24 protein-coding genes and 2 pseudogenes are annotated in these 24,983 nt (G+C 63.9%); 5 read left to right on the top strand and 21 right to left on the bottom strand.

Translation table 11 applies throughout. From position 1 onward, the window contains the following. Positions 1 to 3: 3 nt before the first annotated feature. The 8 genes and pseudogenes from fliM to fliF form a co-directional block, all read right to left on the bottom strand. Positions 4 to 984, bottom strand: coding sequence for a flagellar motor switch protein FliM (gene fliM / locus HH213_RS04260; RefSeq protein ID WP_110844728.1), 981 nt, complete (start codon positions 982 to 984; stop codon positions 4 to 6). Between the two features lie 25 nt (positions 985 to 1,009). Further along, positions 1,010 to 1,525 (bottom strand): flagellar basal body-associated protein FliL, encoded by a 516-nt coding sequence (gene fliL, locus HH213_RS04255; RefSeq protein ID WP_169110989.1) that lies wholly within the window; start codon positions 1,523 to 1,525, stop codon positions 1,010 to 1,012. Positions 1,526 to 1,727: 202 nt separating this feature from the next. Beyond that, positions 1,728 to 3,362 carry a flagellar hook-length control protein FliK gene (locus HH213_RS30520; RefSeq protein WP_169110987.1) on the bottom strand — a complete coding sequence of 545 codons (1,635 nt, stop codon included), beginning with the start codon at positions 3,360 to 3,362 and terminating at the stop codon, positions 1,728 to 1,730. An 18-nt stretch (positions 3,363 to 3,380) separates the two neighbouring features. Next, positions 3,381 to 3,821, bottom strand: coding sequence for a flagellar export protein FliJ (gene fliJ, locus HH213_RS04245; protein WP_110844725.1), 441 nt, complete (start codon positions 3,819 to 3,821; stop codon positions 3,381 to 3,383). A gap of 34 nt (positions 3,822 to 3,855) precedes the next feature. Continuing rightward, a complete protein-coding gene (gene fliI, locus HH213_RS04240; RefSeq protein ID WP_169110985.1) occupies positions 3,856 to 5,289 on the bottom strand; it encodes a flagellar protein export ATPase FliI in 1,434 nt (477 codons plus the stop codon). A 4-nt stretch (positions 5,290 to 5,293) separates the two neighbouring features. Beyond that, a complete protein-coding gene (locus HH213_RS04235) occupies positions 5,294 to 6,049 on the bottom strand; it encodes a flagellar assembly protein FliH (RefSeq protein ID WP_110844723.1) in 756 nt (251 codons plus the stop codon). Then, positions 6,049 to 7,047, bottom strand: coding sequence for a flagellar motor switch protein FliG (gene fliG, locus HH213_RS04230; RefSeq protein WP_110844722.1), 999 nt, complete (start codon positions 7,045 to 7,047; stop codon positions 6,049 to 6,051). Before fliG ends, HH213_RS04235 begins: the two co-directional genes overlap by 1 nt. Then, a pseudogene (fliF, locus tag HH213_RS04225) lies at positions 7,040 to 8,781 on the bottom strand (flagellar basal-body MS-ring/collar protein FliF). The gene fliG and the pseudogene fliF overlap by 8 nt, the downstream one beginning before the upstream one ends. Positions 8,782 to 8,965: 184 nt before the next feature. Here fliF and fliE point away from each other — a divergent pair. Next, on the top strand, positions 8,966 to 9,310 hold the full coding sequence (gene fliE, locus HH213_RS04220) for a flagellar hook-basal body complex protein FliE (protein ID WP_110844720.1): 345 nt from the start codon (positions 8,966 to 8,968) through the stop codon (positions 9,308 to 9,310). A gap of 27 nt (positions 9,311 to 9,337) precedes the next feature. Here the strand turns inward: fliE and HH213_RS04215 are convergent, their stop codons facing one another. The 13 genes from HH213_RS04215 to HH213_RS04160 all read right to left on the bottom strand — a co-directional run bounded on the left by HH213_RS04215 (position 9,338) and on the right by HH213_RS04160 (position 22,244). Continuing rightward, on the bottom strand, positions 9,338 to 10,096 hold the full coding sequence (locus HH213_RS04215; RefSeq protein WP_169110983.1) for a flagellar brake protein: 759 nt from the start codon (positions 10,094 to 10,096) through the stop codon (positions 9,338 to 9,340). A 15-nt stretch (positions 10,097 to 10,111) separates the two neighbouring features. After that, positions 10,112 to 10,444 carry an EscU/YscU/HrcU family type III secretion system export apparatus switch protein gene (locus HH213_RS04210; protein WP_169110981.1) on the bottom strand — a complete coding sequence of 111 codons (333 nt, stop codon included), beginning with the start codon at positions 10,442 to 10,444 and terminating at the stop codon, positions 10,112 to 10,114. Further along, positions 10,434 to 11,981: a flagellar hook-length control protein FliK gene (fliK, locus tag HH213_RS30515; protein WP_169110979.1), complete on the bottom strand. Its 1,548-nt coding sequence runs from the start codon at positions 11,979 to 11,981 to the stop codon at positions 10,434 to 10,436. The genes HH213_RS04210 and fliK overlap by 11 nt, the downstream gene beginning before the upstream one ends. Positions 11,982 to 11,995: 14 nt before the next feature. Next, the gene (locus tag HH213_RS04200; RefSeq protein ID WP_110844716.1) at positions 11,996 to 12,325 is read right to left on the bottom strand and encodes a flagellar protein FliT; all 330 of its coding nucleotides are present in this window, start codon (positions 12,323 to 12,325) and stop codon (positions 11,996 to 11,998) included. Positions 12,326 to 12,328: 3 nt separating this feature from the next. After that, a complete protein-coding gene (fliS, locus tag HH213_RS04195; RefSeq protein WP_110844715.1) occupies positions 12,329 to 12,763 on the bottom strand; it encodes a flagellar export chaperone FliS in 435 nt (144 codons plus the stop codon). A gap of 30 nt (positions 12,764 to 12,793) precedes the next feature. Continuing rightward, positions 12,794 to 14,776 (bottom strand): flagellar filament capping protein FliD, encoded by a 1,983-nt coding sequence (gene fliD, locus HH213_RS04190; protein WP_229263290.1) that lies wholly within the window; start codon positions 14,774 to 14,776, stop codon positions 12,794 to 12,796. After that, a complete protein-coding gene (locus HH213_RS30015) occupies positions 14,713 to 15,468 on the bottom strand; it encodes a flagellar cap protein FliD N-terminal domain-containing protein (protein ID WP_229263288.1) in 756 nt (251 codons plus the stop codon). Before HH213_RS30015 ends, fliD begins: the two co-directional genes overlap by 64 nt. A gap of 209 nt (positions 15,469 to 15,677) precedes the next feature. Continuing rightward, the gene (locus tag HH213_RS04185; RefSeq protein WP_169110977.1) at positions 15,678 to 16,064 is read right to left on the bottom strand and encodes a flagellar protein FlaG; all 387 of its coding nucleotides are present in this window, start codon (positions 16,062 to 16,064) and stop codon (positions 15,678 to 15,680) included. Between the two features lie 91 nt (positions 16,065 to 16,155). Continuing rightward, positions 16,156 to 17,706, bottom strand: coding sequence for a flagellin N-terminal helical domain-containing protein (locus tag HH213_RS30510; protein WP_110844712.1), 1,551 nt, complete (start codon positions 17,704 to 17,706; stop codon positions 16,156 to 16,158). 293 nt (positions 17,707 to 17,999) lie between these two features. Further along, the gene (locus HH213_RS04175) at positions 18,000 to 19,592 is read right to left on the bottom strand and encodes a GGDEF domain-containing protein (protein ID WP_169110975.1); all 1,593 of its coding nucleotides are present in this window, start codon (positions 19,590 to 19,592) and stop codon (positions 18,000 to 18,002) included. Between the two features lie 177 nt (positions 19,593 to 19,769). Further along, positions 19,770 to 20,417: a response regulator gene (locus HH213_RS04170; RefSeq protein WP_169110973.1), complete on the bottom strand. Its 648-nt coding sequence runs from the start codon at positions 20,415 to 20,417 to the stop codon at positions 19,770 to 19,772. A gap of 48 nt (positions 20,418 to 20,465) precedes the next feature. Beyond that, a complete protein-coding gene (locus HH213_RS04165; protein ID WP_169110971.1) occupies positions 20,466 to 21,662 on the bottom strand; it encodes a sensor histidine kinase in 1,197 nt (398 codons plus the stop codon). Positions 21,663 to 21,674: 12 nt separating this feature from the next. Next, on the bottom strand, positions 21,675 to 22,244 hold the full coding sequence (locus tag HH213_RS04160) for a hypothetical protein (RefSeq protein WP_169110969.1): 570 nt from the start codon (positions 22,242 to 22,244) through the stop codon (positions 21,675 to 21,677). 49 nt (positions 22,245 to 22,293) lie between these two features. Here HH213_RS04160 and greB point away from each other — a divergent pair. From greB to HH213_RS04140, 4 genes and pseudogenes are all read left to right on the top strand, one after another. Further along, positions 22,294 to 22,859: pseudogene (gene greB / locus HH213_RS04155) on the top strand (transcription elongation factor GreB). Next, the gene (locus HH213_RS04150) at positions 22,801 to 23,736 is read left to right on the top strand and encodes a hypothetical protein (protein ID WP_229263287.1); all 936 of its coding nucleotides are present in this window, start codon (positions 22,801 to 22,803) and stop codon (positions 23,734 to 23,736) included. The pseudogene greB and the gene HH213_RS04150 overlap by 59 nt, the downstream one beginning before the upstream one ends. Positions 23,737 to 23,945: 209 nt before the next feature. Continuing rightward, positions 23,946 to 24,233 (top strand): hypothetical protein, encoded by a 288-nt coding sequence (locus HH213_RS04145; RefSeq protein ID WP_229263286.1) that lies wholly within the window; start codon positions 23,946 to 23,948, stop codon positions 24,231 to 24,233. Positions 24,234 to 24,300: 67 nt separating this feature from the next. Further along, positions 24,301 to 24,954 (top strand): transposase, encoded by a 654-nt coding sequence (locus HH213_RS04140; RefSeq protein ID WP_169110967.1) that lies wholly within the window; start codon positions 24,301 to 24,303, stop codon positions 24,952 to 24,954. Positions 24,955 to 24,983 lie beyond the last annotated feature (29 nt).

Raw genomic sequence — 24,983 nt, 5'->3', positions numbered from 1 at the left:
TGCTTATTTAAGGTTATCGGCATTGGCCAGCAGTTTCTCGACCTTGAGCGCGTACTGCCCATTCATCACGCCATAACTGCAATCCATGACCGGCACGCCGTCCACGGTGGCCGAGATGAATTCCGGAATCGACAGCGGGATGATGTCGCCCACCCGCATATTCAGGATCTCGTCGAAATTGACTTTGGCCGTGCCCAGCGAGGCCACCAGTTCGACTTCGGCGATCTGGATCTGCTGCGTCATCAGGCGGATCCAGCGCTTGTCCACTTCCAGCGCCTCGCCTTGCAGGCTGGAGGTCAGCGAGTCGCGGATCGGTTCGATCATCGAGTACGGCATGCAGAAGTGGATCTGGCCCGACACCGAGCCCAGCTCCACCGTGAAGGTCGACGCCACCACCACCTCGTTCGGCGTGGCGATGTTAGCGAACTGGGTATTCATTTCCGAGCGGATGTATTCGAACTCGACCGGATAGACCGGCTCCCACGACTTGGTGTAAGCCTCGAACACGATGTCCAGGATGCGCAAAATGATGCGCTGCTCGGTCTGGGTAAAGTCGCGGCCCTCGACGCGGGTGTGGAAACGGCCGTCGCCGCCGAACAAGTTGTCCACCAGCAGGAACACCAGGCCCGGATCGAACACCATCAGCGCGGTGCCGCGCAGCGGCTTCATATGCACCAGATTCAGGTTGGTCGGCACCACCAGGTTACGGATGAACTCGGAATACTTGGAGACCCGCACCGAGCCGACCGAGACCTCGGCGCTGCGGCGCAGGAAGTTGAACAGGCCGACACGCAGCAGGCGGGCAAAGCGTTCGTTGATAATTTCCAGCGTCGGCATCCGGCCGCGCACGATACGTTCCTGGGTGGCCAGGTTGTACGTGCGTACGCCCGCGACGTCTTCCGCCGCCGCGACATCGTCCTGGTCGCCGTTGACGCCCTTTAAAAGGGCATCGACTTCTTCCTGGGATAGAAAATTATCAGCCATGGGGTGTGCTCTGCTTACTTTCTACTTACTGGATGATGAACGACGTAAACAATACGTCTTCGATTTCTTGCGGCGAACCACGGTCTTCAAACGGTTCTTTCAGCGCCGTGATGATTTCCTTGGCCAACTGGATCTTGCCTTCCGGCGTGTTGATGTCGGCGGCGTGCTTGGCCGACAGCAGCAACAGGATGCGGCTGCGCACCTTGGCCATGTTCTTCTTGACCTCTTCCTGGGTTTCGGCGTCCGCCACCTGCAGCGAGAACGCCACTTGCAGATACTGGTCGGCGCCGCTTTCGCCCGGTTGCAGGTTGACGGTAAATGGTTCGACCGGCTCGTAAATCGCCGGACCGGCCGGCTTCTTGGATTTTTTCTTCTTGGACGGCGCCTCGTCGTGCTCTTCGGCATCGGCTTTGCCGTGCAGGAAGAACCAGGCCGCACCGCCGCCGGCGGCGCCCAGCACCAATACCACGGCCAGAATGATGATGATCAGTTTTTTGCTGCCACCGCCTGCGGGTGCTTCAACTTTCTGATCGGCTTTCATTTTTGGGTTCGCTTTCAAAGTAGCCCTTCATGTTGCGGAGTGTTTCACGCCGCCATTATGTCATTATCAGTCGCGCCAAGGCAGACGGAAGCGCTGAAAAGAGGGGCGTTCCCGGTGCTGCTTGACATTTCCCTAGTGTAACAGACAACAAAACCGGGAGGGCGTGAGCGCCGGTCCCGGTTTGCGCTGTGGCCGAGCCCGCTCAGGCGAAGGTATCGACCGCACCGGCCGGCAGGCGGCGCACCGGCGGCGCGCTGCGGGCCGCATCGGCCTGGTTGTTGTTATCGCGCCCATAGCTGCCACCCGAACGGCCGCTGCCGCCACCGTTGCCGCTCTGCGCCGAGCTGGCTTGTTGGCTGAAGCTGCTGTTGCTCTGGTCCGACATGCTGGACGAGACGGTGGCGCTGCCCAGCTGGATGCCGGCGTCGCTCATCATTTCCTTCAGCTTCGGCAAGGCGTTTTCCAGCGCCTGACGCACTTCCGGCGCGGCCGAGCTGAAGGCGGCGGTGGCCTGGTCCTTGTTGACGCTCAACACCACCTGCAGCGGACCCAAGTCTGGCGGATTCAGCTCCATGGTGGCGCTCTGTTCGCCGCCGGCGGCCATGAAGATGATTTTCTGGCCCAGTTGCTGGTCCCAGGCCTGGCTGCCGACGCGGCTGCTGAGCTTGTCGGTCGGCACGGCGGTGGCGGTGGCCTTGGCGATCTCCTGCGCCGCATGGCTGGCGGTCGGCGCGATGGTGATGCTGGCTTGTTCTTTCAGCGTTGCGGCGGCCTCGGCGTTGGCAGCGGTGGCTTTGGGCGCGGCGGCCAGCTGGGCCGGATCGGCGGCCGCCTGCTGTTGCTGCTGGGTTTGCGACACTTGCGGCTGGGCGTCAGTCTTCGGCGCGGCCTTGGTGTCGATGTGGTTGATGGCGTCGGCGCCGGTTTTTGGCGCGGCGGCATCGGCCACGGCGGCGTTGTCGGCCGGCTGCGCGGCGGCCTTGGTGCTGTCAGCAGCATCGCCCGCTACGGTGGTGGCGACGGTCACTGGTTTGAGGCTGTCGGTGCCGTCGCCCTTGCCGGCAGCGGCTTTGACGGCGGCAGCGGCGGCCAAGGTCGCTGCGTCGGCGGCGGTTTGCGTGGCGGTGCCGGCCTTGTCCAAGGTGCTCTTGAAGTCGGCCGCGCCAGCGGCGGCCTGGTCCTGGGCGGTTTGCAGCGCGGCGGCATCGGCAGCGAGTGCGGCGGCATCGGCAGCGGTGGCTGGATCGGCGGGCAGGGCGGCGCCAGCGGCGCTTGCGGCAGCCTGGGCGGCCGCAGCCGCAGCGGCATCGGCGGCCAGCGCGGCGGCGCTGCCACCACCGGCGCCAATGGCGCCAGCGTCCGCCGCAGTGGCGGCCGGTGCGGCAACAGGCGCGGCAGGCTGATTGAAAGCTGCGACCAGGGCCAGCATATCGGCTACCGGATCGGCTGCTTGCGCTGCCTGGGCGTCGCTGTTGGCGCTGTCTTTGTCACTGCTGTCGCTATCGCTGGCGGCGGTTTTTTCCTGCACCGGCGCGGCAGCTGGCGCGGCGGCGGCTTCGTTATTGGTATTGGCTGGCGCGTCGGCCTGCTCCGATTGCGCCTGCCTGGCCGGCGCGGCTTGCTGTTTCGGCGCCGAGGCGCGCGATGCGTTCGGCCGTTCGGCGGCCTTGGCCGGCTGGTTGCTGCTGGTGTTATTGGCCTGGCGCTGGTCGATCTCGCGCGACAGGGCTTGCTTGAAGGCGCTGTTGTCGCCGCCCGCACTCAGGTTCAGGTTGACTTTGGGCGCGGCCACTGCATTGGCATTCAGGCTGGGAATCTGGAGGTTATTGCTTTGCATGTTACGCGCTCTCTCGTGTCATCGTTTGTAGTACGCCCCGCGTGCCGCGTGTTCGTCCATGGCCTTCTGGTCGCGCTTGTTTTCCAGCTTGAGCGCCGCCGCATCGGCCCGGTCGTTCAGGGTGGAATACGACATGCGCTTGCGTTCGCTGCCTTGCCACGCCGCTTTTTCTTGCTCGCTGCGCAGCTGGGCGTGCCGTATCATTTCCAGCTGGCCCTTGATCGCCACTTCCAGCTTGTCGATGAACGCCACGAAGTTGCGGTAGGCCATGGGCGTGATACCGGCCGCCTGGGCTGCCTCGAAACGCTTGATGTATTCCTCGCGGAAACCGATCAGCATTTCGTGCTTTTGCTTGGCCTCGTCGACGGCTTTCAGGGACGCACCGAGCCGCTTGGCGGCGTCGTCGGTTTCACGCCGTGCCAGGTCCATCAGGGTTTCAAGTTGCGCTTTGGAGGCCATGGTGAGAATTATAAGGAACGTCCAGCCAGATCAATCAGTCGAATAGAGAGGTCAATTGCCCCAAACTCTCGCCCATGGTGACCTGTTCCGTGATTTGTTGCTGTAAGAAATTTTCTATCCGATCATGCAATTGGATAGCCTGATCCAGCACCGGGTCGGTACCGGCGGCGTAGGCGCCGACGCTGATCAGGTCGCGGCTGCGCTCGAAGCGCGAAAACAGTTGCTTCAGCTGGCGCGCCTTGCTCTGATGCTCGTGCGAGGTGATCGAGTGCATGGCGCGGCTGATCGACTGTTCGATATCGATGGCCGGGTAGTGGCCGGCTTCGGCCAGGCGGCGGTTCAGCACGATGTGGCCGTCCAGGATCGCCCGCGCCGAGTCGGCAATCGGGTCCTGCTGGTCGTCGCCCTCGGTCAGCACGGTGTAGAAGGCGGTGATCGAGCCGCCGCCCAGCTCGCCATTGCCGGCGCGTTCGACCAGCACCGGCAGCTTGGCGAAGACCGACGGCGGATAGCCCTTGGTGGCCGGCGGTTCGCCGATGGCCAGCGCGATTTCGCGTTGCGCCATGGCGTAGCGGGTCAGCGAATCCATGATCAGCAGCACGTTCTGGCCCTTGTCGCGGAAGTGCTCGGCAATCGCGGTGGAATAGGCCGCGCCTTGCAGTCGCATCAGCGGCGGCGTATCGGCCGGAGCCGCCACGACCACCGAACGCGCCAGGCCATCCTCGCCGAGAATTTGCTCGATGAATTCCTTGACCTCGCGGCCCCGCTCGCCGATCAGCCCGACCACGATGATGTCGGCTTCGGTGTAGCGCGCCATCATGCCCAGCAGCACGGATTTACCGACGCCCGAGCCGGCGAACAGGCCCATGCGCTGGCCGCGTCCCACGGTCAGCATGGCGTTGATGCAACGCACGCCGACGTCCAGCGTCTCGACAATCGGCGCGCGGCCCAGCGGATTGGCCGGGCGGGTGTTGATCGGCGCGCTGTCGACGGCGTTGATCGGGCCCTTGCCGTCCAGCGGGCGGCCGGCGGCATCGACCACCCGGCCCAGCAGTTCGACGCCGACCGGCAGGTGGCGCGCGCGGTCGCTCGGACGGCGGCGCGGATGGGCCACGCTGCCCGGTTTCGGAATGGCCGGCTCGACCGGGAAGACGCGGGTGCCGGGCACCACGCCTTCGACGTCCGACTGCGGCATCAGGAAGAGTTTGTCGCCTTCAAAGCCGACCACTTCGGCTTCGATCTTGCCGCCGTTGGGCAGCGGAATGGTGCAGGCGGCGCCCACCGCCAGGCGCAGGCCGACCGCTTCCATCACCAGCCCGGCCACGCGCGTGACGCGGCCGGAGATCTGCATCGGCTCGACCATGCTGGTCAGGGCGGCGCAATCGCTGAGGTAGGATTTCCAGCGGCCGGCGTGCGGGCTGGCGGCGGGGGCGGTGTTGCCGGCGGGGCTGCGGTCGATGGTGTCCATGGCGTCAGTCCAGCCAGTCCACTTCCTTGCCGAGCGCATGGCTCAGGCGCTGCCAGCGCGCGGCGGCGGTGGCGTCGATGGTGTTGCTGGCGGTATCGACCTTGCAGCCGCCACGGCCGACCGACGGGTCTTCGACCACGCGCCAGCCGCCCTTGTCCAGCTCCTCGCCGATGCCGGCGCGCACAGTGGCGGCGTCGTCCGGATGTAGCACCAGCAGGGCAGGTTGTTGCAGCACCGGCAGGTATTCGATGGCGTCGCGCACGATCGGCAGGATCAGCTCCGGCTTGACCTGCAAGGCGTTCTTCAGCATGCCTTTGGCCAGTTGCAGCGCCAGTTCCAGCACCTCGTTGGCGATCAGCTGGTCGGCGTCCTGCAGTGCGGTGCTAAAGTTGTTGGCGATAACGCGCACTTGCTCCAGTTCACCCTTGAGCGCTTCCTTGGCCACTTCCATGGCGTCGGCGTGACCGGCCTCATGACCTTCCTGGTAGCCATCCTTGCGGGCGTCCTCGCGGATGCCTTCCAGTTCCTCGACGGTGGGGTATTCGATGGGCGGCGGCAGCGGCGGCCCCATTTCCATTTGCTGCTGCTGCGCCTGCAAGGCTTCGTGCACCCGCTGTTCGGCTTCCAGCCGGGCGTTCTCGGCGTCGATCTCGCGCTGTTCCGCTTCGCGCAGCGCCACCGTGCTGGGGCGTTCGTCGCCAAACGAGGTCATTTCCCAGCGTTTGAAGGCCGGCTGCGCGTCTTTGCTGTGCATACTCATTAAACGAAGGAATCCTCACCTTTGCCACCGAGCACGATCTGGCCTTCGTCGGCCAGGCGGCGCACGATTTGCAGAATTTGCTTTTGCTGGGTTTCCACTTCCGACAGGCGCACCGGACCCTTGGACTCCAGGTCTTCGCGCATCATTTCCGAGGCGCGCGCCGACATGTTCTTGAAGATCTTGTCGCGCAGCTCCTGCGAGGCGCCCTTGAGCGCGACGATCAGCATTTCCGACTGCACTTCGCGCAGCAGCAGCTGGATGCCGCGGTCGTCGATATCGATCAGATTATCGAACACGAACATCTCGTCCATGATCTTCTGCGCCATATCGTTGTCGTAGTTCTTGATGTTGTCCATGACCGAGCTTTCCTGCTCGCCGGACATAAAGTTAAGAATCTCGGCCGCCGCGCGCACCCCGCCCAGCGTCGATTTCTTGATGTTCTCGTTACCCGACAGCAGCTTGGTCAGCACGTCGTTCAGCTCGCGCAACGCGGCCGGCTGTACGCCGTCCAGCGTGGCGATACGCAGCACCACGTCGTTGCGCAGGCGGTCGGTGAAGTTGCCGAGAATCTCGCAGGCCTGGTCGCGCTCCAGGTGGACCAGGATGGTGGCGATGATCTGCGGGTGTTCGTTGCGGATCAGCTCGGCGACGGATTGCGAATCCATCCACTTCAGCGACTCGATGCCGGAGGCGTCCTTGCCGCCCAGAATCCGCGACAGCAGCACCGACGCCTTGTCGTCGCCCAGCGCCTTGGTCAGCACCTGGCGGATGTACTCGTCCGAATCCAGGCCCACGGTGGAGGCGGCCGCGACCATGTCACGGAAATTGTCGAGCGTGCCGACCACTTCCTCGTGCGGCACGTTCTTCATGGTGGCCATGGCGGCGCCGAGCTTCAGCACCTCGCGCGGGCCGAGGAATTTCATCACCTCGGCGGCCTCGGTTTCGCCCATCGCCAGCATCAGGATGGCGGCTTTTTGCAGTCCGGTATTCTCAGTCATTGGCGCCTATCCATTCCTTAATCACGTTGGCCACAATGCGTGGGTCTTCCACCGCCAGTTTCTTGGCCATGGCCAGGTTTTCGCGGTAGCCGCGGGCGGTGCTCTCTTCCATTTTGCGCAGTGCTTCTTCGGCGATGAGGGCCTCGTCCGGACCTTCCTCGACCTCTTCTTCCGGCACTTCCGGCTCCGGCTCGGGCGCATTGATCTCGTCGATTTTCTTGAACACCGGGCGCATCATCGGACGCACAATGCGCATCACGATGTACAGCAGAATCAGGGCGGTGATCAGGAACTTCGCCAGATCCTTGGCCATCGGCAAGTTGGCCGGATCGCGCCACCAGTCAGGCGGGCGCTCGAACGGCTTGTCGACGCCGTCGAACGGCGAGTTGGCGACGCTGACGGCGTCGCCGCGGTCCTGGTTGTAGCCCATGGCCTGCTTGACCAGATCATTGATCTTGGCCATCTCTTCAGGAGTATAGGCTTTTACCGTGACTTTGCCGTCCTTATCGACGATGCGCTTGAAATTGACCACCACCGCCACGGTCAGGCGGCGCAGGCCGCCCATGCCGCGTTGCTCGTAGCGCACAGTCTTGTCGACTTCATAATTGGTGGTCGATTCCTTGTGCGACGGCGAACCGGCGGCGCCGCTGGCGGGCAGCGCGCCCGGCGGCGTGCCGGGGGCGGCGCGTTGGGGCCGTTGGCGGCGGCGGTCTGGTTCAGCGGCGCGGTGGCGGTGCCCGGCGGCTGGTTCGACAGCGCACCCGGAATCCCGCCCGGATTGGCGGCGTTGTTGTTGCCATTGGTCTCGCTGGTCTGCTGGCTGCGGATGGCGGAGGCGGCCGGCGGCGAGTTCGGCTTGTAGTTCTCGGTGGCTTGCTCGATCTGGGCGAAGTCGACATCGGCCACCGCTTCGGCGCGCACATTGCCGTCGCCGACGATCGGGATGATGATCGACTCCACCTGCTTGATCACCTGGGTTTGCATGTCCTTGACGTATTTCAGCTGCTGCTCGTCGAGCTTGGCGTTGCCGGCGCCGGCCTTTTCCTGGTCGGAAATCAGATTGCCGGCCTGGTCGACCACGGTGACGTTGGCCGGCAACAGCTCCGGCACGCTGGAGGCGACCAGGTGGACGATGGCGCCGGTTTGCTGCTTGTCCAGCATGCGGTTCGGGTGCAGCGTGACGATCACCGATGCGGTCGGCTTCTGCTGGTCACGCACGAACACGGACGGTTTCGGCAGCGCCAGGTGGACGCGGGCGTTTTCGACCGGCGCCAGCGACATCACCGACCGCGCCAGTTCGCCTTCCAGCGCGCGCTGGTAATTGACCTGTTCCTGGAATTGCGACACGCCCAGCTTCTGATTCTCCATCAGCTCGAAGCCGACGTTGCCGCCTTTCGGCAGGCCCTGGGCGGCCAGTTTCAGGCGGATGTCGTGCACTTGCTCGGCCGGCACCAGGATGGCGGTGCCGTTGTCCGAAAACTTGTGCTTGACGTTCATCTTGTCCAGCTCGGCCGTGATGGCGCCGCCGTCGCGGTCGGTGTAATTGGAGAACAGCACCGCGTACTCGGGTGGTTTGTTCCACAGCCACAGGCCGATCAGGATGGCGACGATCGCCGCAGCGCCGGCGGCGCGCACGAAGATCTTGCCCATCGGCGTCTGGATGAAAGGCAGTTTCTCGGCGCCGTCGTCTGGCGCGCCTGCTGTGGCGTTATCGATTTCTTCCGCTACGGCCATGATGATTAGGTCCCGAATACGAGGGTTCTTGAAGGAATAGCGCCATTATTACTTGTAACGGGGAAATTCAAATCCTTGAATAGCGCACCCTTTACGGCCCTGCTCGATGCTGGTGGGTGGACTTTCCCTTGGTATTCTGTCAGCACTGATAGAGCCTTGCCCTATTGTAACAAGAGGAGTAGCAATGAGAACAGGTGGAATCGACAGCAGCCAGATTCAGTCGATGATCGCGCAGCTGAAAGCCCACGCCACACGGCCGAGCCTGACGCCGCCGGTAATCCAGACGGAGCCGGCCGCCACGCCCAAGGCCGACTTTGGCGACGCGTTGAAAAAGTCGCTGGACGCAGTCAACGCCAGCCAGATGGAGGCGGACGGCATGGGCAAGAAATTTGCGATGGGGGACGACTCGGTCAGCCTGTCGGACGTGATGATTGCGCAACAAAAAGCCAGTATCAACTTCCAGGCCACCCTGCAGGTGCGCAACAAGCTGGTGTCGGCCTATCACGACATCATGAATATGCAGGTGTAAAAAAAAGGAGCTACGGCTCCTTTTTTCTTAGCTGAGGCCGGCGATGCGGGCGTTGCGTTCGCGTTCCAGCTTGGTGATGTAGCGCTGCACCGTTGCCAGCGCGCCGCGTGAGATGTTGCGGAATTCACAGCCCAGCCGGCGGTTGCTCTTGTTGTTGAGCAGCGTCAGGTCCAGCGAATTGCGCACCTGTAGCGCGGTGGCGACCGCCCCCACTTCCGGCAAGTCGATGCGGCAATCCGGATATTCCTTGCCGACCGCGTTCCCCAGGATCATTTTGTTGTCGAGGATGGAGATGCCGCCGCAGCTGATGTCGGCCAGCGGGAAGCTGGTCGGTCCACCCAGCTCGGCCGGCAACGCGATCAGCACCCGCACCGGGTTGCTGACCGGCGTGCCGATGCGGTAGAACTCGCGCCGCTGCAAGCGGATCAGCGTGGCGGGAATGGCAATCTTGAAGGCGGGATTGCCTTCGTAGGTGGTGGCTTCGACGTTTTCGGCGGCAAACAGGATGCGCACCTTGTCCAGCGTGGTCTCAAACGACAGCTGGCGTGACGCCAGCACCCGCCGGTTCTGGTCCTGGTCGATCGAACAGTCGAGGTAGACGGCCTGCGCCGCTTCGTCGACATCCAGAATAGAGGTCACGCAGACATCGGCCTCGCCCTTGATGAGCATGCGGATTAACTGATTTTTCTCGCCGATGCCGCGCAGCAGGGCGATGATCTCCCGCCGCGACTCGACTTCAAAATCATGCCAGTTTTCCAATTCCGCATCCTGAAAGTGTGGGTACATCTGTTACCAGTCGAGTCAAATTTCGGTCAATGGGATGCTGGTGTCCGGCGCCGGCGGCAGTGGCGTACCAGACTTTTGCGCTGCTTCAATATGATATAGCCACGCTAATAGTTCCGCAATCGTCCGATACAACATGGGCGGAATCTGTTGATCAAGATCAATATCCATGAGCAGCGAGACAAGCTCCTTGGATTCGTGGATAGCCACTCCGGCTTCCTGGGCGACGTGGATGATCTGCTCGGCGATCAGGCCACGGCCCTTGGCCACCACTTTGGGGGCCGGCTGGCCGGTGTCGTAGGCCAGCGCCACCGCCTGTTGCAGCGGCTTGCGGGCGGTTTCATCCGGCATCGCCGTCCTCCTGGCTGATGCTCAGCGACGATAACTGGGCGCCGGCCGCCGCCATGGCGCTTTCCAGCTGGCCGGACCAGGCGCGCAGCGTGGTGGCGCTGCCGTCGCTGGCGGTCTGGACCTGAATGTGGACCTGGTCGCCGATCAGCGTCACCGCCGCCGACACCGCGCCCAGCAGCGGCAGGCGAAAACGCACGCCACTGCGCCAGATCGGCTCGGCCTGTTCGTCGGCCTCGCCGCCGCGACCGCCTTCGCGCTGGTCGCGCTGCACTTCCCATTGCATTTGCTGGCCCGGCCAGGCCTGGCCGTTCCACAGCACGCGGTTCTGCTCCTGGGTGTGCAACTGCTGATTGACCATCTGCGCGGCGCTCAGGTCGGGACCGTTGGTGGCGGCGCGCGCGGTTTCGGCGCCTTGCTGCATCAGGCGTTGCATTTGCGGCTCGCGCATCAGGTCGGCCAGCGGACGGTCGCCCTTGACCCATTCGGCCACATGCGATTCGTAGAACAGGCCGCTTTTGGAGATGCTGTCCTGTAGCTTTTGCGCCAGGTCGGCGGTGTCCGGCGCGGCGTTGCCGAACAGCGCGGTCTTGCCGATCAGGGCCAGTTGTCCCGTCTGGCCGGCCTGGGCGGTGCTGAGCAGCGTGGTCAGCGCGCGGGCGGCGCTGCTCAGCGTCGGCTGCGGCGTGCTGGCGTTCAGGTCGGGCAGTTCGCTGGATGGCGTCAGCGGCGCCTTGCCCAGCAGTGTGGCGGCCAGGCTTTGCGGTTTGACGCCGTCGGCCGGGGCGGCGCCGCCAGCCGTGCCGGCCGCCAATGCAGCGCCGGCCTGGGCCTGTGTCAGGACCGGGGCCTGGCCCGGCGTCGCCAGCGCGGCGGCCGGATTGGGCGTGGCGCCGCCAGTCACGACGGGGCGGCCGGCCTGCGGCAGCGCCGCAGCGGGCAGGTCGGCGGCGCCGGCTGGCAGGCCGGGACGGGCGGGCGTGGCGGTGGCGGGCGTATTGGCGGCGCCGGGTCTGGCTTGGCCGGGAATGGCGTCGGCGTCGCCTTGCGGCGCCGCGCCGGCGGCTTGCCCGGCGTTGGTCGCGCCACCCGGCAGCGCGGGCTGGCCTGGCGCCGCGCCGCTGGCTGGCTTGCCGCCACCGGGCACATACACGGCCGCGCCTTGCGAGGGCAGGGTGGCGGCCGGTTCGCCGCCGTCAGGGACGCTGCCCTCGGCAGTGACCAGAGTCGGCGTGGCGCCCGGCGTGGTGTTACCGAGCTGGAAGGTGGGACGGGGCTGGGCGCTGAGCACGGTCAGCGACACATTGCTGCCGATCTGGGTGTCGCCCGGCAGCGCCATGCGCACGGTGTTGTCGGCCACCTTGACCAGGTAGCTGCCGTCCTTCATCTTGGACACGACCTCGGCGCTGACGGTCTGTCCAACGAGGCCTTGCAGCGCGCGCTGGAACGCGGCCTGGCGGCTGTCGCCAACCGCCGCGCCGCCGCCAGCGCCGTCAGCCGGTGTAACCGGCGGGAGAGCGGCGTCCAGGCGCGGCAACATGGCGCGCGCCGGCGTTAAACGCTACCGTAGGCGTTGACGACGCGCCGTTCCGTGCCGGTGGAGTTGATCAGCTTGGACAACTGGGCCATCCACGGCATGGTCAGGTCGCGGATCTGGCGGTCGGCGTTCAGCATCTGGCGGATGAGTTCGATCTTGCGCTCACGGTCGGCGCCGCGCATCGGTTGCAGCGTTTCCTGTTCGCGCAGCGCTTGCGCATGGGCGGCGCAGCGCTGTTCCAGCAGGACCAGGGCATCCCAGTCGCTGCGCGTGGCGGCCTGCACCATTTGTTCGGTCAGGTCGGCCATGGCGGCGTACACGGATAGCACGTCTTGAATCGTCATCATAAATCAGGCGCTCGCGAGGTTAGGTTGGGGGATGCCGCTTGCGGCAGGGGTGTCGGCGATGGCGTTCCAGGCGTCGCGCAACTCGATCAGCAGGCGCTGCACTTCCTCGACCATGCCGAGGTCGCTATTGACGTTGGCGGCCAGCAGCCGGTTGCTCATGTATTCGTACAGCGCATCCAGACTTTCGGCGATGTCGCCACCGGCTTTCTTGTCGAGCGCGGCGCGCAGGCCGCTGTCGATGATCATGATCGCCTTCGACAGCGATTTGCCTTTCTGGCCGATGTCGCTGTTTTTGATCCCGGCCGCCGCATCGTTGAGCGCGGTCAACGCGCCGTCGAACAACATCACGATCAGCTTGTGGGGGCTGGCGGCCAGGACACCGGTTTCCATGCCGATTTTGGCATAGGCGTTGACGCCAGTTTGTCGAGATCCGAACATACGTATTACTCCTTTTCAGTGCGGTCGTGCTTAGCTGTTGGCGGCCAGTTGCGCCAGCTGTTGGGTCAGGAACTGCTGGGTGCTGTTCATGCTGGCGATGGTGGTGTCGAGCGCCGAATATTGCGTGCGGTAGCGTTTTTCGATATCGGTCAGGCGGTCGGCAAAGCTGGCGCGCTGGGTGGCGATGTCGGTTACCGACGCATTCAGCCCCTTGGTGCGGCTGGCAATCGTGCCGCTGCTGCCGAGGTAGCCGGCCGCCAGCGTGTTGAGCATGTAGGCATAGCCCTGCGAGAAGCCGAAGGTGCCGCGCGCGCCCAGGGTGTCGCCCTTGACCGTCAGCTTCAGGCCGTCGACCGGGCCGCCGGGCGACCCGGTCAGCACCTGGCCCTTGCCGGTGGCGCTGTAACCGCCGATGGTGCCGACCACATCGAGACCGTCGACCGCGCTGCCAGTGCCGAACACGGCCGAGACATCGGTGCCCGTGGCGGTGGTGATCTTCAGGTTGGACGCGGCGCCGTAGGAGGCCGACTGCAGCTTCAGCGAGCCGTCGTCGCCCAGCGTGGCGGTGACCGCCGCGCCGGCATTGGAAAACGCGCTGACGCCGTTGATGCTGGATTGCAGCAGCGTCGCCAGCTGGCTCGGATTGTAGGTGCCGGCTGGCAGCGTGATGGTGGCGGTGTTGGCCAGCGTTGGCGGCGTGGTGTCGTCCAGCGTCACGGTCCAGGTGGTGTCCTGGTCGATGGTGGTCTCGGCCGGCAGCGGCACATTGCCCTGCAGCGTGCCCTGGGTGGCCAGCTGGGTGATGTTGATGCCGTAGCTACCGGCCTGCGTCTTGGTCGACGAACTACTGAACGTGATGTCCGGGTCGGACGAGCGGCCCACCGCCGCAAACAGGCCGGCGATGTCGTTGAAATTGTTGGTGATGGCCTTTTGCAACTTGGCGTTGTCGACCGCCAGCGAGCCGTCCTTCTGGAATGACACGCCGATCTGCGACAGACTGGTCAGGCTGGTGCTCTGCAGGCCGGCGATCGCACTGCTGAGCGTGGCGCGCACCGACGACGACAGGTTGCGCAGCGTGCTGTCGCCCAGCAGCGGGCCGGCGGCCTTGGTGTCGGGGTCGTAGGAACCGAGCGCGGCCAGCTGCGTGTTGAGGTCGTTGTAGGCCTTGACGAAGGAGTTGACCGAATTGGTCAGGGTGGACGAGTCCTTGGCCACTGTGACGCTGGTGCTGCCGATCTTGAGCGCGTTGAAGGTGACGCCGGTGACGGCGCCGGTGATGCTGGTGCCGCTGCTGGTGACGGCGATGCCATTGACGGTGGCCAGGGTATCGGCGGCGGCCGCCTTCTGGCTCAGGTTCTGGTCGCCGCCCGGATCGTAGCCCAGCAGCTTGACCAGGTCGGGGTCGGCCGGGTCGCCGCCGGAACCGGCCAGCGTGATCTTCATGGTCGAGTTGGCGCCGGTGGAGCTGGAGGTCAGCACCAGGTGATTCGGCGTGGCGCCGGTGCCGGTGCTGCCGTCCGAGACGATCGACGCGGTGACGCCAAAGTTGCCCTTGTTGATGGCATCCATGATGCCCTGCAGCGTGTTGTTGGTACTGTCGATGACGATGTTGCCGGCGGTGCGGGTGGAATCGGCGCTGAAGTCGGCGCTCAGATAGTTGCCGCCGACACCGGCCGTCAGGCCGGCCGCAGCCGGGTTGCTGCCGCCCACGGTGATCGGGCTGCCGTCGGCCGACACCAGCGTGATGGTGCCGACCGCGGTGACGCTGGAACCGATGTTGGCGGTGCCGGCGGTGTTGCCGATGCCGCCGGTCACATTCCCGGTGACGGTTTCGGTCAGCGCCACGTTGCTGCCGTCGGCGTTGCTGAACTGTAGGTCGCCGCCGGCAGCGGTGCCGGTGACGGTGATGTTGGCGTCGGCCAGGGCGCGCGAGATGGCGGTGTCGCCGCTCAGCGCAGCGTCCAGCGAGGCGGCGGTGACGCCGGCGCCGCCGGCCACATTGGCGCCCTGCACCGCGATGTCGACGCCGCCAACCGACAGCGTATAGCTGCCGCCGGTGCTGGTGTCGATGTCGCCAAAGGTGCTGAACAGCGCCTTGTCGGTGAGCGCCGGCGAGGCCTTGGCCGAGACCCGGTGGTGGTGGTCTTGTCGTTGATGGCGTCGGCCAGCGCGCGCGCGCTGCGGGTGGTGTTGTTGGTGGTGATGGTGGTGCCGTTGATGCTGACCGAGCCGGCCGTCAGGCCACTGGTGCGCATGCTGTTGGCCAGCGCCGTGCCGGCGATGCCGAATTCGCTGTTGCTCACCGTGCCGAGCGCGAAACTAATGGTGGTCTTGGCGCCCGTGCCGAGGGTGGCCGTGCTGCTCTTGTAGCCGCCCGACGCCAGCGTCTGCGCCTGCGCCAGCTGGCTGATGTTGACCCGGTAATTGCCGGCCTGGGCGCTGCTGGTGGTGGTGGCCGTGACCACCGTCGCGTCGCCCGGCGTGGTGGTTAGGGCCTGGAAGCTGGCGATCGAACTGAGGCTGGTCAGCGTGCTCTGGAAATTGCCGAGCGCACTGGACATGGCGCCAAACGCCGAAACCTGCGCCTGGAAGCTGGCGGTCTTCTTGTCGAAGTCGGTCAGTGGCGCCGACTCCACGGCCATCAGTTTGCTGACGATGGTGTTGACGTCAAGGCCTGAACCAATGCCGGGTGATGAAATGCCCACGATGCGCTCCTAAGTAAAGCAATAATATAAGCTGATATCGGCAGAATCAAACCGGACTTGAGAGGGGGAAATACCGGCTTGTTTGGCGCAAGCTGTGAAAGCGGGTAAAAACCCAGTGCGGAGGGCGGATCACCCCGCAGGCAGGCGCTCCCGGAACAGGATGCCACAGATGAGAAAAAAACGGCGCGCACCAGGTGGTGCGCGCCGTTTCAGGCGGTCTGGTCGATCAACAGACCGGGACTGCCTTTGCTTTCTTCGTCGAGCGCCTTGGCGATCGCCAGTGCTTCCTTGGTCGGAAACTGGCGCACCACTTCTTTGGTGTTCTGGTCGATCACCTTGACCACCGTGCGCTTGGTGTCCTGGTCGACCGAAAACTCGAGGTTGTTGGCTTGTGCCTGCGGCGTCTTGTTCAACTTGGACAGCGCATCGCTGACTTGCTGTTCGCTCGGCAAGGCTTCGGCGGCCTTGACCGCGTTGGCAGTCTCGACGGGGGCGGCCGGGGCGCGCGCAGCGCCGCTGGCCGGCGTGGCGTCGCCGCCGACCGCGCGGTCGGTGGGGCGCGCCGTGCTGGCGGAGCCTATCGTGTCGATAGTCATGATTGTTCCTTTGTGAAAAATCCCCGGCTGAATAAATCAGCCGGGGACCCCGATCAGCGTGACCGTTAGCCGGTCACCGCTGCTCCGGATTTTAACGCAGCAGGGACAGCACGCCGTTCGGCAGCGAGTTGGCTTGCGCCAGCATCGCGGTACCAGCTTGTTGCAGGATCTGGCCGCGGGTCAGGTTGGCCGTTTCTGCTGCAAAGTCGGTATCTTGAATCCGGCTACGCGACGCGGTCAAGTTTTCCGTGGTCGTGTTCAGGTTCGAGATGGTCGACGTGAAACGATTCTGGATCGCACCCAGTGCTGCACGGTTGCTGTCCACCTGGGCCAGGGCCGAGTCGATGGTTTTCATCGCCGCGTTGGCGCCATCCACGGTGCTGACGTCGATCTTGGCGACCGATTGCAGGTCCGAACCGGCGGTGCCGGTCAGGATGCCGGAACCGCTGTCGGTGATGGTGAAACCGCTGTCCGACGAGAAGCTCAGGTGGCCGCCGACGGTGGCGCTGAGGCCGGCCGTGACAGGGATCGGCGCGCCGGTGGCGGCGCCGGTGCCAGCCGCACCCGAACCAGGCTTGTCGGTGCCCAGCAGGTTGGCGGCTGCCAGGGCATCGGTGGTGCCGGCCGCTGGCGCGGTGTTGACGTTCTCCAGCTGGATGTCGGAGCCGGAGGCATTGGTCATCTTCAGCTGTTTGGCGCCGCTGGAATCGAGTTCGATTGCTGCCGTGATGCCGGTGGTGCCGGACTGGGCGTTGATGGCCTGGGCCAGCGACGACAGGTCGTTGTTCTTCACCTGGGCCGAGATGGTTACAGCGGCCGAGTTTGGATCAGCTTCAGTCGAGTTGTCGCCGCGCAGCTTGAACTGTACCGAACCGTTGCCGACGCCGGCCAGCGTGGCGCTGGTGGTGGCGGTGGCGGTCACGCCGCTTTTGCCGCTCAGGGCGTTGACGTTGGCAGCGACCTTTTTGGCGCTGTCGCCGTCATTGGCGATGTTGACGGTGGTGGAGATGCCGTTGCCCGACGTGATATTCAGCGTCTGGGTGCCCTTGATATTGTTGACCGTGCCGGCCACTGCGGCGTCAGCGGCGCCGGTGGTGGCAGCGTCGCCGTAGTCGGCTTGCAGGGTGTTGTTGCCGATATCGGTCGCTTTGGCCGACAGGATGCCGACGTTGATGGTCTGACCCGAGTTGGCGCCGACCTGGAACTGGGCCGAGGTCAGCGAACCGTCCAGCACGTTCTGGCCGTTGAACTGGGTGGTGTTGGCAACGCGGTCCAGCTCTTGCGACAACGAGGCGACCTCGCCCTGGATCGATTGACGGTCCGATGCCGAGTTGGTGCCGTTGGCCGACTGCACGGCCAGCTCACGGATACGCTGCAGCAGGTCGCCGGCGGTGCTCAAGCCACCCTCGGCCGTTTGCGCCAGCGAGATACCGTCGTTGGCGTTACGTGCAGCCGTGGTATTACCGCGAATCTGCGCGCTGAAGCGGTCGGAAATGGCCAGACCGGCAGCGTCGTCCTTGGCGCTGTTGATGCGCAGACCCGACGACAGACGTTGCAGCGAGGTCTGCAGGCTAGCTTGCGAGGACGACAGGTTGCGTTGCGAGTTCAGCGATGCGACGTTGGTATTAATGACTTGTGCCATGGTATTTCTCCAAAACTGGTATTACATATTGTGGGCTGGGTGCCTCAGTTCCCTTTGGTGTGTCTCCTTGTTTCGAGACAATCACACCGCAGTTATTGCTGGTAACGGGTTCCCGTATGGAAAGTTTAGGCACAAAAAGCAGGTAAATTTTTACGATCAGGCCTCAAGTTCGTCCCGCCTAAGCGTCTAAACGACGCCGGAAAACGAAACTTGAGGGCGAAAAAAAATTTATTTCGGGCAAAAAAAATGCCCGGCGCAGGGTCCGGGCACGTTGTTGGAGCTGAGAAACTTATTTATTCGGCAACGACCACCCGGTTTTTGCCGGTTTGCTTGGCGGTGTACATGGCCTTGTCGGCCCGTTTGACCAGCTCGGTCTGCTCTTCGTTGGGACGGCGCAGCGCCACTCCGGCCGAGAAAGTGATCAGCACTTTCTCGTTATCGTGCAGGAAGAAATGTTTGGTCAGCTCGCGCTGCAGCCGGGTCATCGTCGATGCTGCCGCCTCGACCGAGGTCTCCGGCATCAGGATCAGGAATTCCTCGCCGCCGAAGCGGGCGATCACGTCCATCGAGCGCAGCGTGTCCTTGACGATCTTGACCAGGTGCTTCAGCGCGGCGTCGCCGGCGATGTGGCCGTAGGTGTCGTTGAGCTTCTTGAAATCGTCCAGGTCCAGCACGGCGATGCACAGCGGCGTGCCGCGGCGGTCGGAGCGGGCGGTCTCGCGCTCGAACACATCGTCCAGGCCACGACGGTTGAGGCTGCCGGTCAGCTGGTCTTCGCGCACCAGTTCGCTCAAATGCTGCAGCTTGGCTTCCAGCGAGTGGATGCGCGCTTCGGCATCTTGCACTTCCTGCTTGGCCAGCATCATCTTGTCGCGCGCTTTCAGCGCCTCGCTCTGGACCAGCCGGGTTTCCTTCAGCACCTCGTCGAGGATGCTGTTGAGTTCGGCGATATTGTCGGCCTTGCTGATCTTGTCGGAATAGCCGCCGATTTTTTCGTGGAAGTCGCCGGTCGACGCGGCCACCTGGCCGAGCCGGTCGATAAAGGTCATCATCATATTCTTGACGGTGAGCTTGACGTCCGACAGGCTGTGCTTGAGCTGCCCCTGTTTATAGATGACTTCCTTCAGGCTGCGGGTGGCTTCCTCCAGCGCGCGCACGTCCAGCGGGCCGGCGATCAGGTTCTGCACCGCCTCGATCTGGCCGCGCAGCCAGCTGTCGTCGTCCAGCAGCTCGCTGACGTTTTCCAGCAGCAGGCGGAACAGGCGCAGTAGCAGCTCCTGCTGTTCGCCGCTGTCGCCGCCGCGCACTTCGATCTGGTAGCACAACTGTTTCAGCCGCACGGCGATCTCGGCCAGCGCTTCCTCGCTGTGGGCGCTCTTGGTGGCGTTGCCCAGCGATTCGGCCTCGGCCGCCAGCACCGGCGCCCCGGCCAGCAGCGACGCCACGGCAAAGGTCAGGGTGCGCGCCAGCAGGTCGCGCAGGCTGCGCGACTGTTCGCTTTCCTCACCGCCGATGCCGGCCACTTCGATGCCTTTTTTCGGGCTGACAAAGTGTTTTTCGACCAGTTGCGACAAGGCGCGCGCATAGCCTTCCCAGTCGCGCGTCTTGACGGCGCGGTTGAAGCGGCGGCCATACTCGCCCAGTTCGCCGGCGCCTTCGGTCATGCGGGTGGCAAACTGGCTCAGCACCGATTCCGGTCCGGGATCGGCGCTGCCCAGTGGCGCAGCGGTAGCCGGGGCCGGCTCAGGCGCGATGCCGGCAATTTCGTTATAAATCTCGCGATAGGCTTCCGGGGTCGGGGCGATGCGGCGCACCGCCAGGCGACGGAACGCCTCGCGTGCGATATCGGCCGGATTCTGCTCGGGCGTAGTGGGTTTGCTGGACATAATGACGCGCGTACCTCTGTATGGATTACCAATTACAGCAATGATAAGCGCGCTGCCCAGCCGGCATTGCCCGAATAAAGGGCGGGAAGGTGGCTTTCATCAAAGCATTAACCATTTTCCTTTCGGCAACGTTGGCGTGATGCGATCGTTGCGCAGGAGTTGTTATCTTACTCTGGCTTATTCAATGAGTTGATTTTTAATGGCGTAATGCGTCAATTCGGCGCTGTTTTTCAGTTTCATCTTGACCAGCAGGCGGGCCCGGTACTCGCTGACCGTCTTGACCGACAGCGACAGTTCCTTGGCGATCACGCCGACCGTCTTGCCGGAGGCGATCATGGTCAGGGTCTGGTATTCGCGGTCGGACAGGCTCTCGTGCAGCGGCGCCTCGTGGTCGTCGCCGACGTGGTTGGCCAGTTCCTGCGCCAGCGCCGCACTGATGTACTTCAGACCGCCGCCGACCTGGCGGATCGCCGTCACCAGCTCCTTCGGCGCGCTCTGTTTGGTCAGGTAGCCGGACGCGCCGGCCTTCAGCGCGCGAATCGCGTACTGATCTTCGCGATGCATCGACAGCATCAGCACGGCCAGTTCCGGTTTTTCCTTCTTGATCTGCTTGAGCACCTCGATGCCGTTGCGATCTGGCAACGAAATGTCCAGCAACAGCACCTGGCATTCGGATTTGCGGAACAGCTTGATGGCGTCCAGGCCGTTTTCCGCCTCGCCGGCCACCACGATGTCGCGCGTTTCGGCCAGGATTTGCTTCAAGCCTTCGCGCACAATGGCGTGATCATCGGCGATGAAGACCTTGATGATGGCTTTTTCTGTCATGAACTCTCTTTTACCCTGTGTTTCCTGTCGTGTGTTCGTGACGACACATTATTTCGCGGAAGAAATGTTTTCTTCCGCTATTGTAGCGCCCGCAGTGAGCTGCAGGAGGCTATCCTGTGCAGTGTCCGGCTTAATTTCTTGCTTGATCTTGATCGCGACCACCGTGCCGCCGCCGCTGGCGTGGCTCAGGGTCAGGGTGCCGCCCAGCGCGCGGGCGCGTTCGGCCATGCCGCGCAGGCCGAACGAGGCCGGTTTGCTGCGGTCGGCGTGGGCGATGCCGGTGCCGTTGTCGCTGATTTTCAGGGTCACGTGGTAGCGCTGCTTGACCAGTTTGACGCTGACCCTGGTTGCGTGCGCATGCTTGGCGACGTTGGTCAGCGCCTCCTGGGCGATGCGGAACAGGGCGGTGGCCTGGTCGGTGTCGAGGCCGATGTCGCGCTGGTTGGCGCTGAAACTGGCGTGGATGCCGGTCTGCTTGTCGAATTCCTTGGTTTGCCATTCCAGCGCCGCCACCAGTCCCAGGTCCAGCAGCGGCGGCCGCAGGTCCAGTGAAATGCGGTGGATCGCCTCGATGGTGCGGTCGACCAGCAGGTCGACATAGTCGGTCTTCTCGCGCAGCGCCGGCTCGGCCGCGCTGTGCTCCAGCCGCGCCGCCAGCATCGCCACCGCCATCTTGATCGCGGTCAGGTTGCCGCCCAGCTCATCGTGGATTTCGCGGGCGATGCGGGTGCGTTCCTGTTCCTTGACGCGGTCGGTATGCGCGCTCAGCTCGGCCAGGCGGGCGCGTGAGTGGCGCACTTCCATTTGCTCCAGCTTGCTGTCGGTGATATTCGTCATGATGCCGTCCCAGCGCACCGCGCCGTCGCCCAGCGCGTGGGGCGTGCTGCGCAGATTGATCCACTTGATGTCCTTCCAGGCGTCGACCCAGATGCGGCCTTCCCAGTTCCAGCTCCACTGCGCCGCCGCCGAGGCGCGCATGGCGTCCAGGTAGGACGGGCGGTCATCCGGCAAAATCAGTTCGAGAAAGCGCTGCGGCGTGGCGTGCAGTTCGGCCGTGGTCAGCCCCAGCAGCGCCTGGCAGCCGTCGCTCAGGTAGGGGAAGCTGACCTGGCCGTCGGCGTGCAGCACAAACTGGTACACCAGCCCGGGCGTGTTGGAGACGATCGCGGCAAAGCGCGCGCGCACCTGTTCCAGTTCCGCCGCCAGGGCCAGGGGATCGTGAAGGGAGGGGACGGTTGCGCTCATGTGACCGCCATTCTAGCGCGTGTCCCAGCGGCGGCGGAAGCGCTTCAGCAGACGGCGGAAGCGCGCCAGCCAGCTGCCGGGCCGCGGCGCGACGTGCTGGCGCCAGTGGTGGAAGGCGTGGCGCAACGCTTCGACCTTGCGCCAGGCGCGGGTGGCGCGCAGCCGTTCGATCCAGCGTTCCTTCAGCGCCAGGAACCAGCCCAGCAGCGCGGCGAACCAGACGATGGTCATCAAGACCGGCCGCGTCAGCAGATACAGCCGCGCCACCGCGGCCGCGCCGCCCAGCTTGGCCAGCACGATCACCGTCACGCCGGTCAGCGGGTGGCCGTTGGCCATGGCCCACAGCGCCAGCAGCTTGACCGGGAACAGCAGCGTGGCCGGCAGCACGAACAGCACCAGCGCCGCCTTCGGGCCGAGGCGGCAAATCCACGCTTCCAGCCGGTGCAGCGGCGGCCACTGGGCCAGCCGGTTCATCACCCGCGCGCCGAGGTTCCACAGCCAGTCTTCCAGCAATAGCAACAGCGCCGCCAGATAAACCAGCGGCGCAAACAGCCAGCGACGGTAGCGGTGCAGTGTTCTCATGGTTGTTCCTTCGACAGCATGATACGTGAAAGCCGTTACAATAGCCCGTATGAATAAAGCCTTTGTCAAAGAGAGCGACCAGGACGATGACGACGAAGCCGCAGCGCTGGCGTTGGCGATCCCGGCTGGCTCGAAAAACTACATCCGCCCGAGGGCTACCAGCGCATCAAGGAAGAGTTGCTGCAATTGATCGACGTCGACCGGCCGGAAGTGGTGAAAATCGTCCACTGGGCCGCCTCCAACGGCGACCGCTCGGAAAATGGCGATTACATCTACGGCAAACGCCGGCTGCGCGAGATCGACCGCCGCATCCGTTTCCTGACCAAGCGGCTGGATTCGGCCGCGATCGTCGATCCCAGCGCGCATTTTGGCAGTGATCAAGTATTCTTTGGCGCCACAGTGACCTACAGCAACCAGAGCGGCGAGGAACGCACCATCACGATCGTCGGCATCGACGAGCTGGACCCGCTGAACGGCAAGATCAGCTGGGTGGCGCCGGTGGCGCGCGCGCTGACCAAGGCGCGCGAAGGCGACACCATCACCTTCCAGGCGCCGCATGGCGTCGAAGAACTGGACATCCTGGAGGTACGCTATCCTGCGCCGGTCGCTGACTAAGTTCGGGAAGTGGCTGTGCCTGCTGGCGCTGGCCGGCTGGCAGGGCGTGGCGTGTGCGGTCGATGTCTATACCATCGACATGAATTCCAGCAAATCGCAGTACAGCGACAGCCACATCGTGCATCTGCTGCAAGCGGCGCTGGACGCGTCGCGGCCCAAATACGGGCCATACGAACTGAAAATAGCGCAGCTGCGCATGGAGCGCGACCGGCTGATGCAGGAAATGATCAAGGGCGAGCTGGTCAACCTGAGCGGACAGGTGACGTCGCTGGAGTGGGAGCAAAAGCTGACCCCGATTCGGATTCCGCTCGACAAGGGGATCTCCTGCTACCGCATCTCGCTGATCGACGGTCGCAACCAGGACTTGTTCAGCGCGGTGCGCAATGTCGAGCAGTTGAAAGCGCTGTCGCTCGGCGCCGGCCGCCAGTGGAGCCTGACCATCACCTACAAGCAGGCCGGATTCCATGTGGTGGAGGGCAGTACCTCGGCCGGCTTGCACGGCATGCTGGCGGCGGGGCGCTTCCAGCACTTTCCGCGCGCGATAGATGAAGCGGTGTATGAACAGGCGGCGTATATGCCGGGCTTCCCGACACTGGCGCTGGAGCGCAGCTTTGCGCTGTACGTGCCGTCGCCGCGCTACTTCTTCCTGGGCGGCGCCGAACAGCGGCGCCTGGCGCAGCGGCTGGAATACGGCATGCAATTATTGATTGCCGACGGCCGCTTCGATCAGTTGTTCCATCAATTTTACGATGCACTGATCGACAAGGTGGGCCTGCGCAAACGCCGCATCTTCCGGCTGGAGAACCCGCTGCTGTCGCCGCAAACCCCGTTGTCCAACAAAGCCTACTGGTTCGACCCGTTGGATCCGCCGCGCTAGTGTGTGTTACCTCAAAAGGGCTGCCCGGTGCGTCGGCAGGCGTATTTGCGGCTATTTCAGCAAGCGCTGACCCCAATGCAGGTGGAGCAGATTCGTGCCGCAGGCAATAGCAGCGGGGGGCTGGGTGATGCAGCGTTTGTCGCCAGCCATCAACGTCCCACCCGCAACCGCAAGTGATAGTATGATTCGCCGCATAGGGGTCTGACCCCATGCGGGGTCAGACCCCGCCTGGCGGTGCGGGTCTAGTTTCGTTCGCGCAGAATGCGATGGACGCCGGCCACGAGGCGCACATTGCGCAGCGGCTGGAATATGGTATGCAATTATTGATTGCCGACGGCCGCTTCGATCAGTTGTTCCATCAATTTTACGATGCGCTGATCGACAAGGTGGGCATGCGCAAACGCCGCATTTTCCGGCTGGAGAACCCGCTGCTGTCGCCGCAAACCCCGTTGTCCAACAGAGCCTACTGGTTCGACCCGTTTGATCTGCCGCGCTAGTTTGTGTTACCTCAGTAAATGGCTGCCCGGTGCCTGCTATTTTGGCTGGATATTGGGGAGGAAAGCCATGCCACGCCATTCTCGTGTTGTGTTGCCCGCTGTTCCGTTACATGTGATTCAGCGAGGGCATGATCGGCAGCGTTGTTTTTTTGTGGATGAGGATTTTGCGGCATACCGGCAATGGCTACATGAGGAGGCCGTTGTTGCCGGGTGTCGAATTCATGCGTATGTGCTGATGAGTAATCATGTGCACTTGTTGTTGAGCGTGGAGGGTGTGGAACAACTGGCGAGGCTGATGAAGAACGTGGGGCAACGGTATGCGCAGCGTTTTAATAAATGCCATGGGACGTCAGGATCGCCTTGGGATGGGCGGTACAAGAGTTGTCTGGTGCAGACTGAGGGATATTTGTTGACGTGTCAGCGGTATATTGAGCTGAATCCGATAAGGGCGGGAATGGTGCGGTTTCCCGGCAATTACAAGTGGTCCAGTTACCGGTCGAACGCGGAAGGGCGGCATGATGGGGTGGTGACGCCGCATTTAGTGTATGACAGGATGGGGCGGGATGCATCGGCGCGTCGGCAGGCGTATTTGCGGCTATTTCAGCAAGCGCTGACCCCAATGCAGGTGGAGCAGATTCGCGCAGCAGGCAATGGTAGCGGGGTGCTGGGCGATGCAGCGTTTGTCGCCAGCCACCAACGTCCCACCCGCAACCGTAAGTGATAAGTATGATTCACCGCATAGGGGTCTGA

It is taken from the genome of Duganella dendranthematis (genome assembly GCF_012849375.1).
Classification (GTDB): domain Bacteria; phylum Pseudomonadota; class Gammaproteobacteria; order Burkholderiales; family Burkholderiaceae_D; genus Rugamonas; species Rugamonas dendranthematis.
The sequence above is the reverse complement of the archived record's forward strand: the minus strand, read 5'-3'. Positions and strand labels throughout refer to the sequence as shown.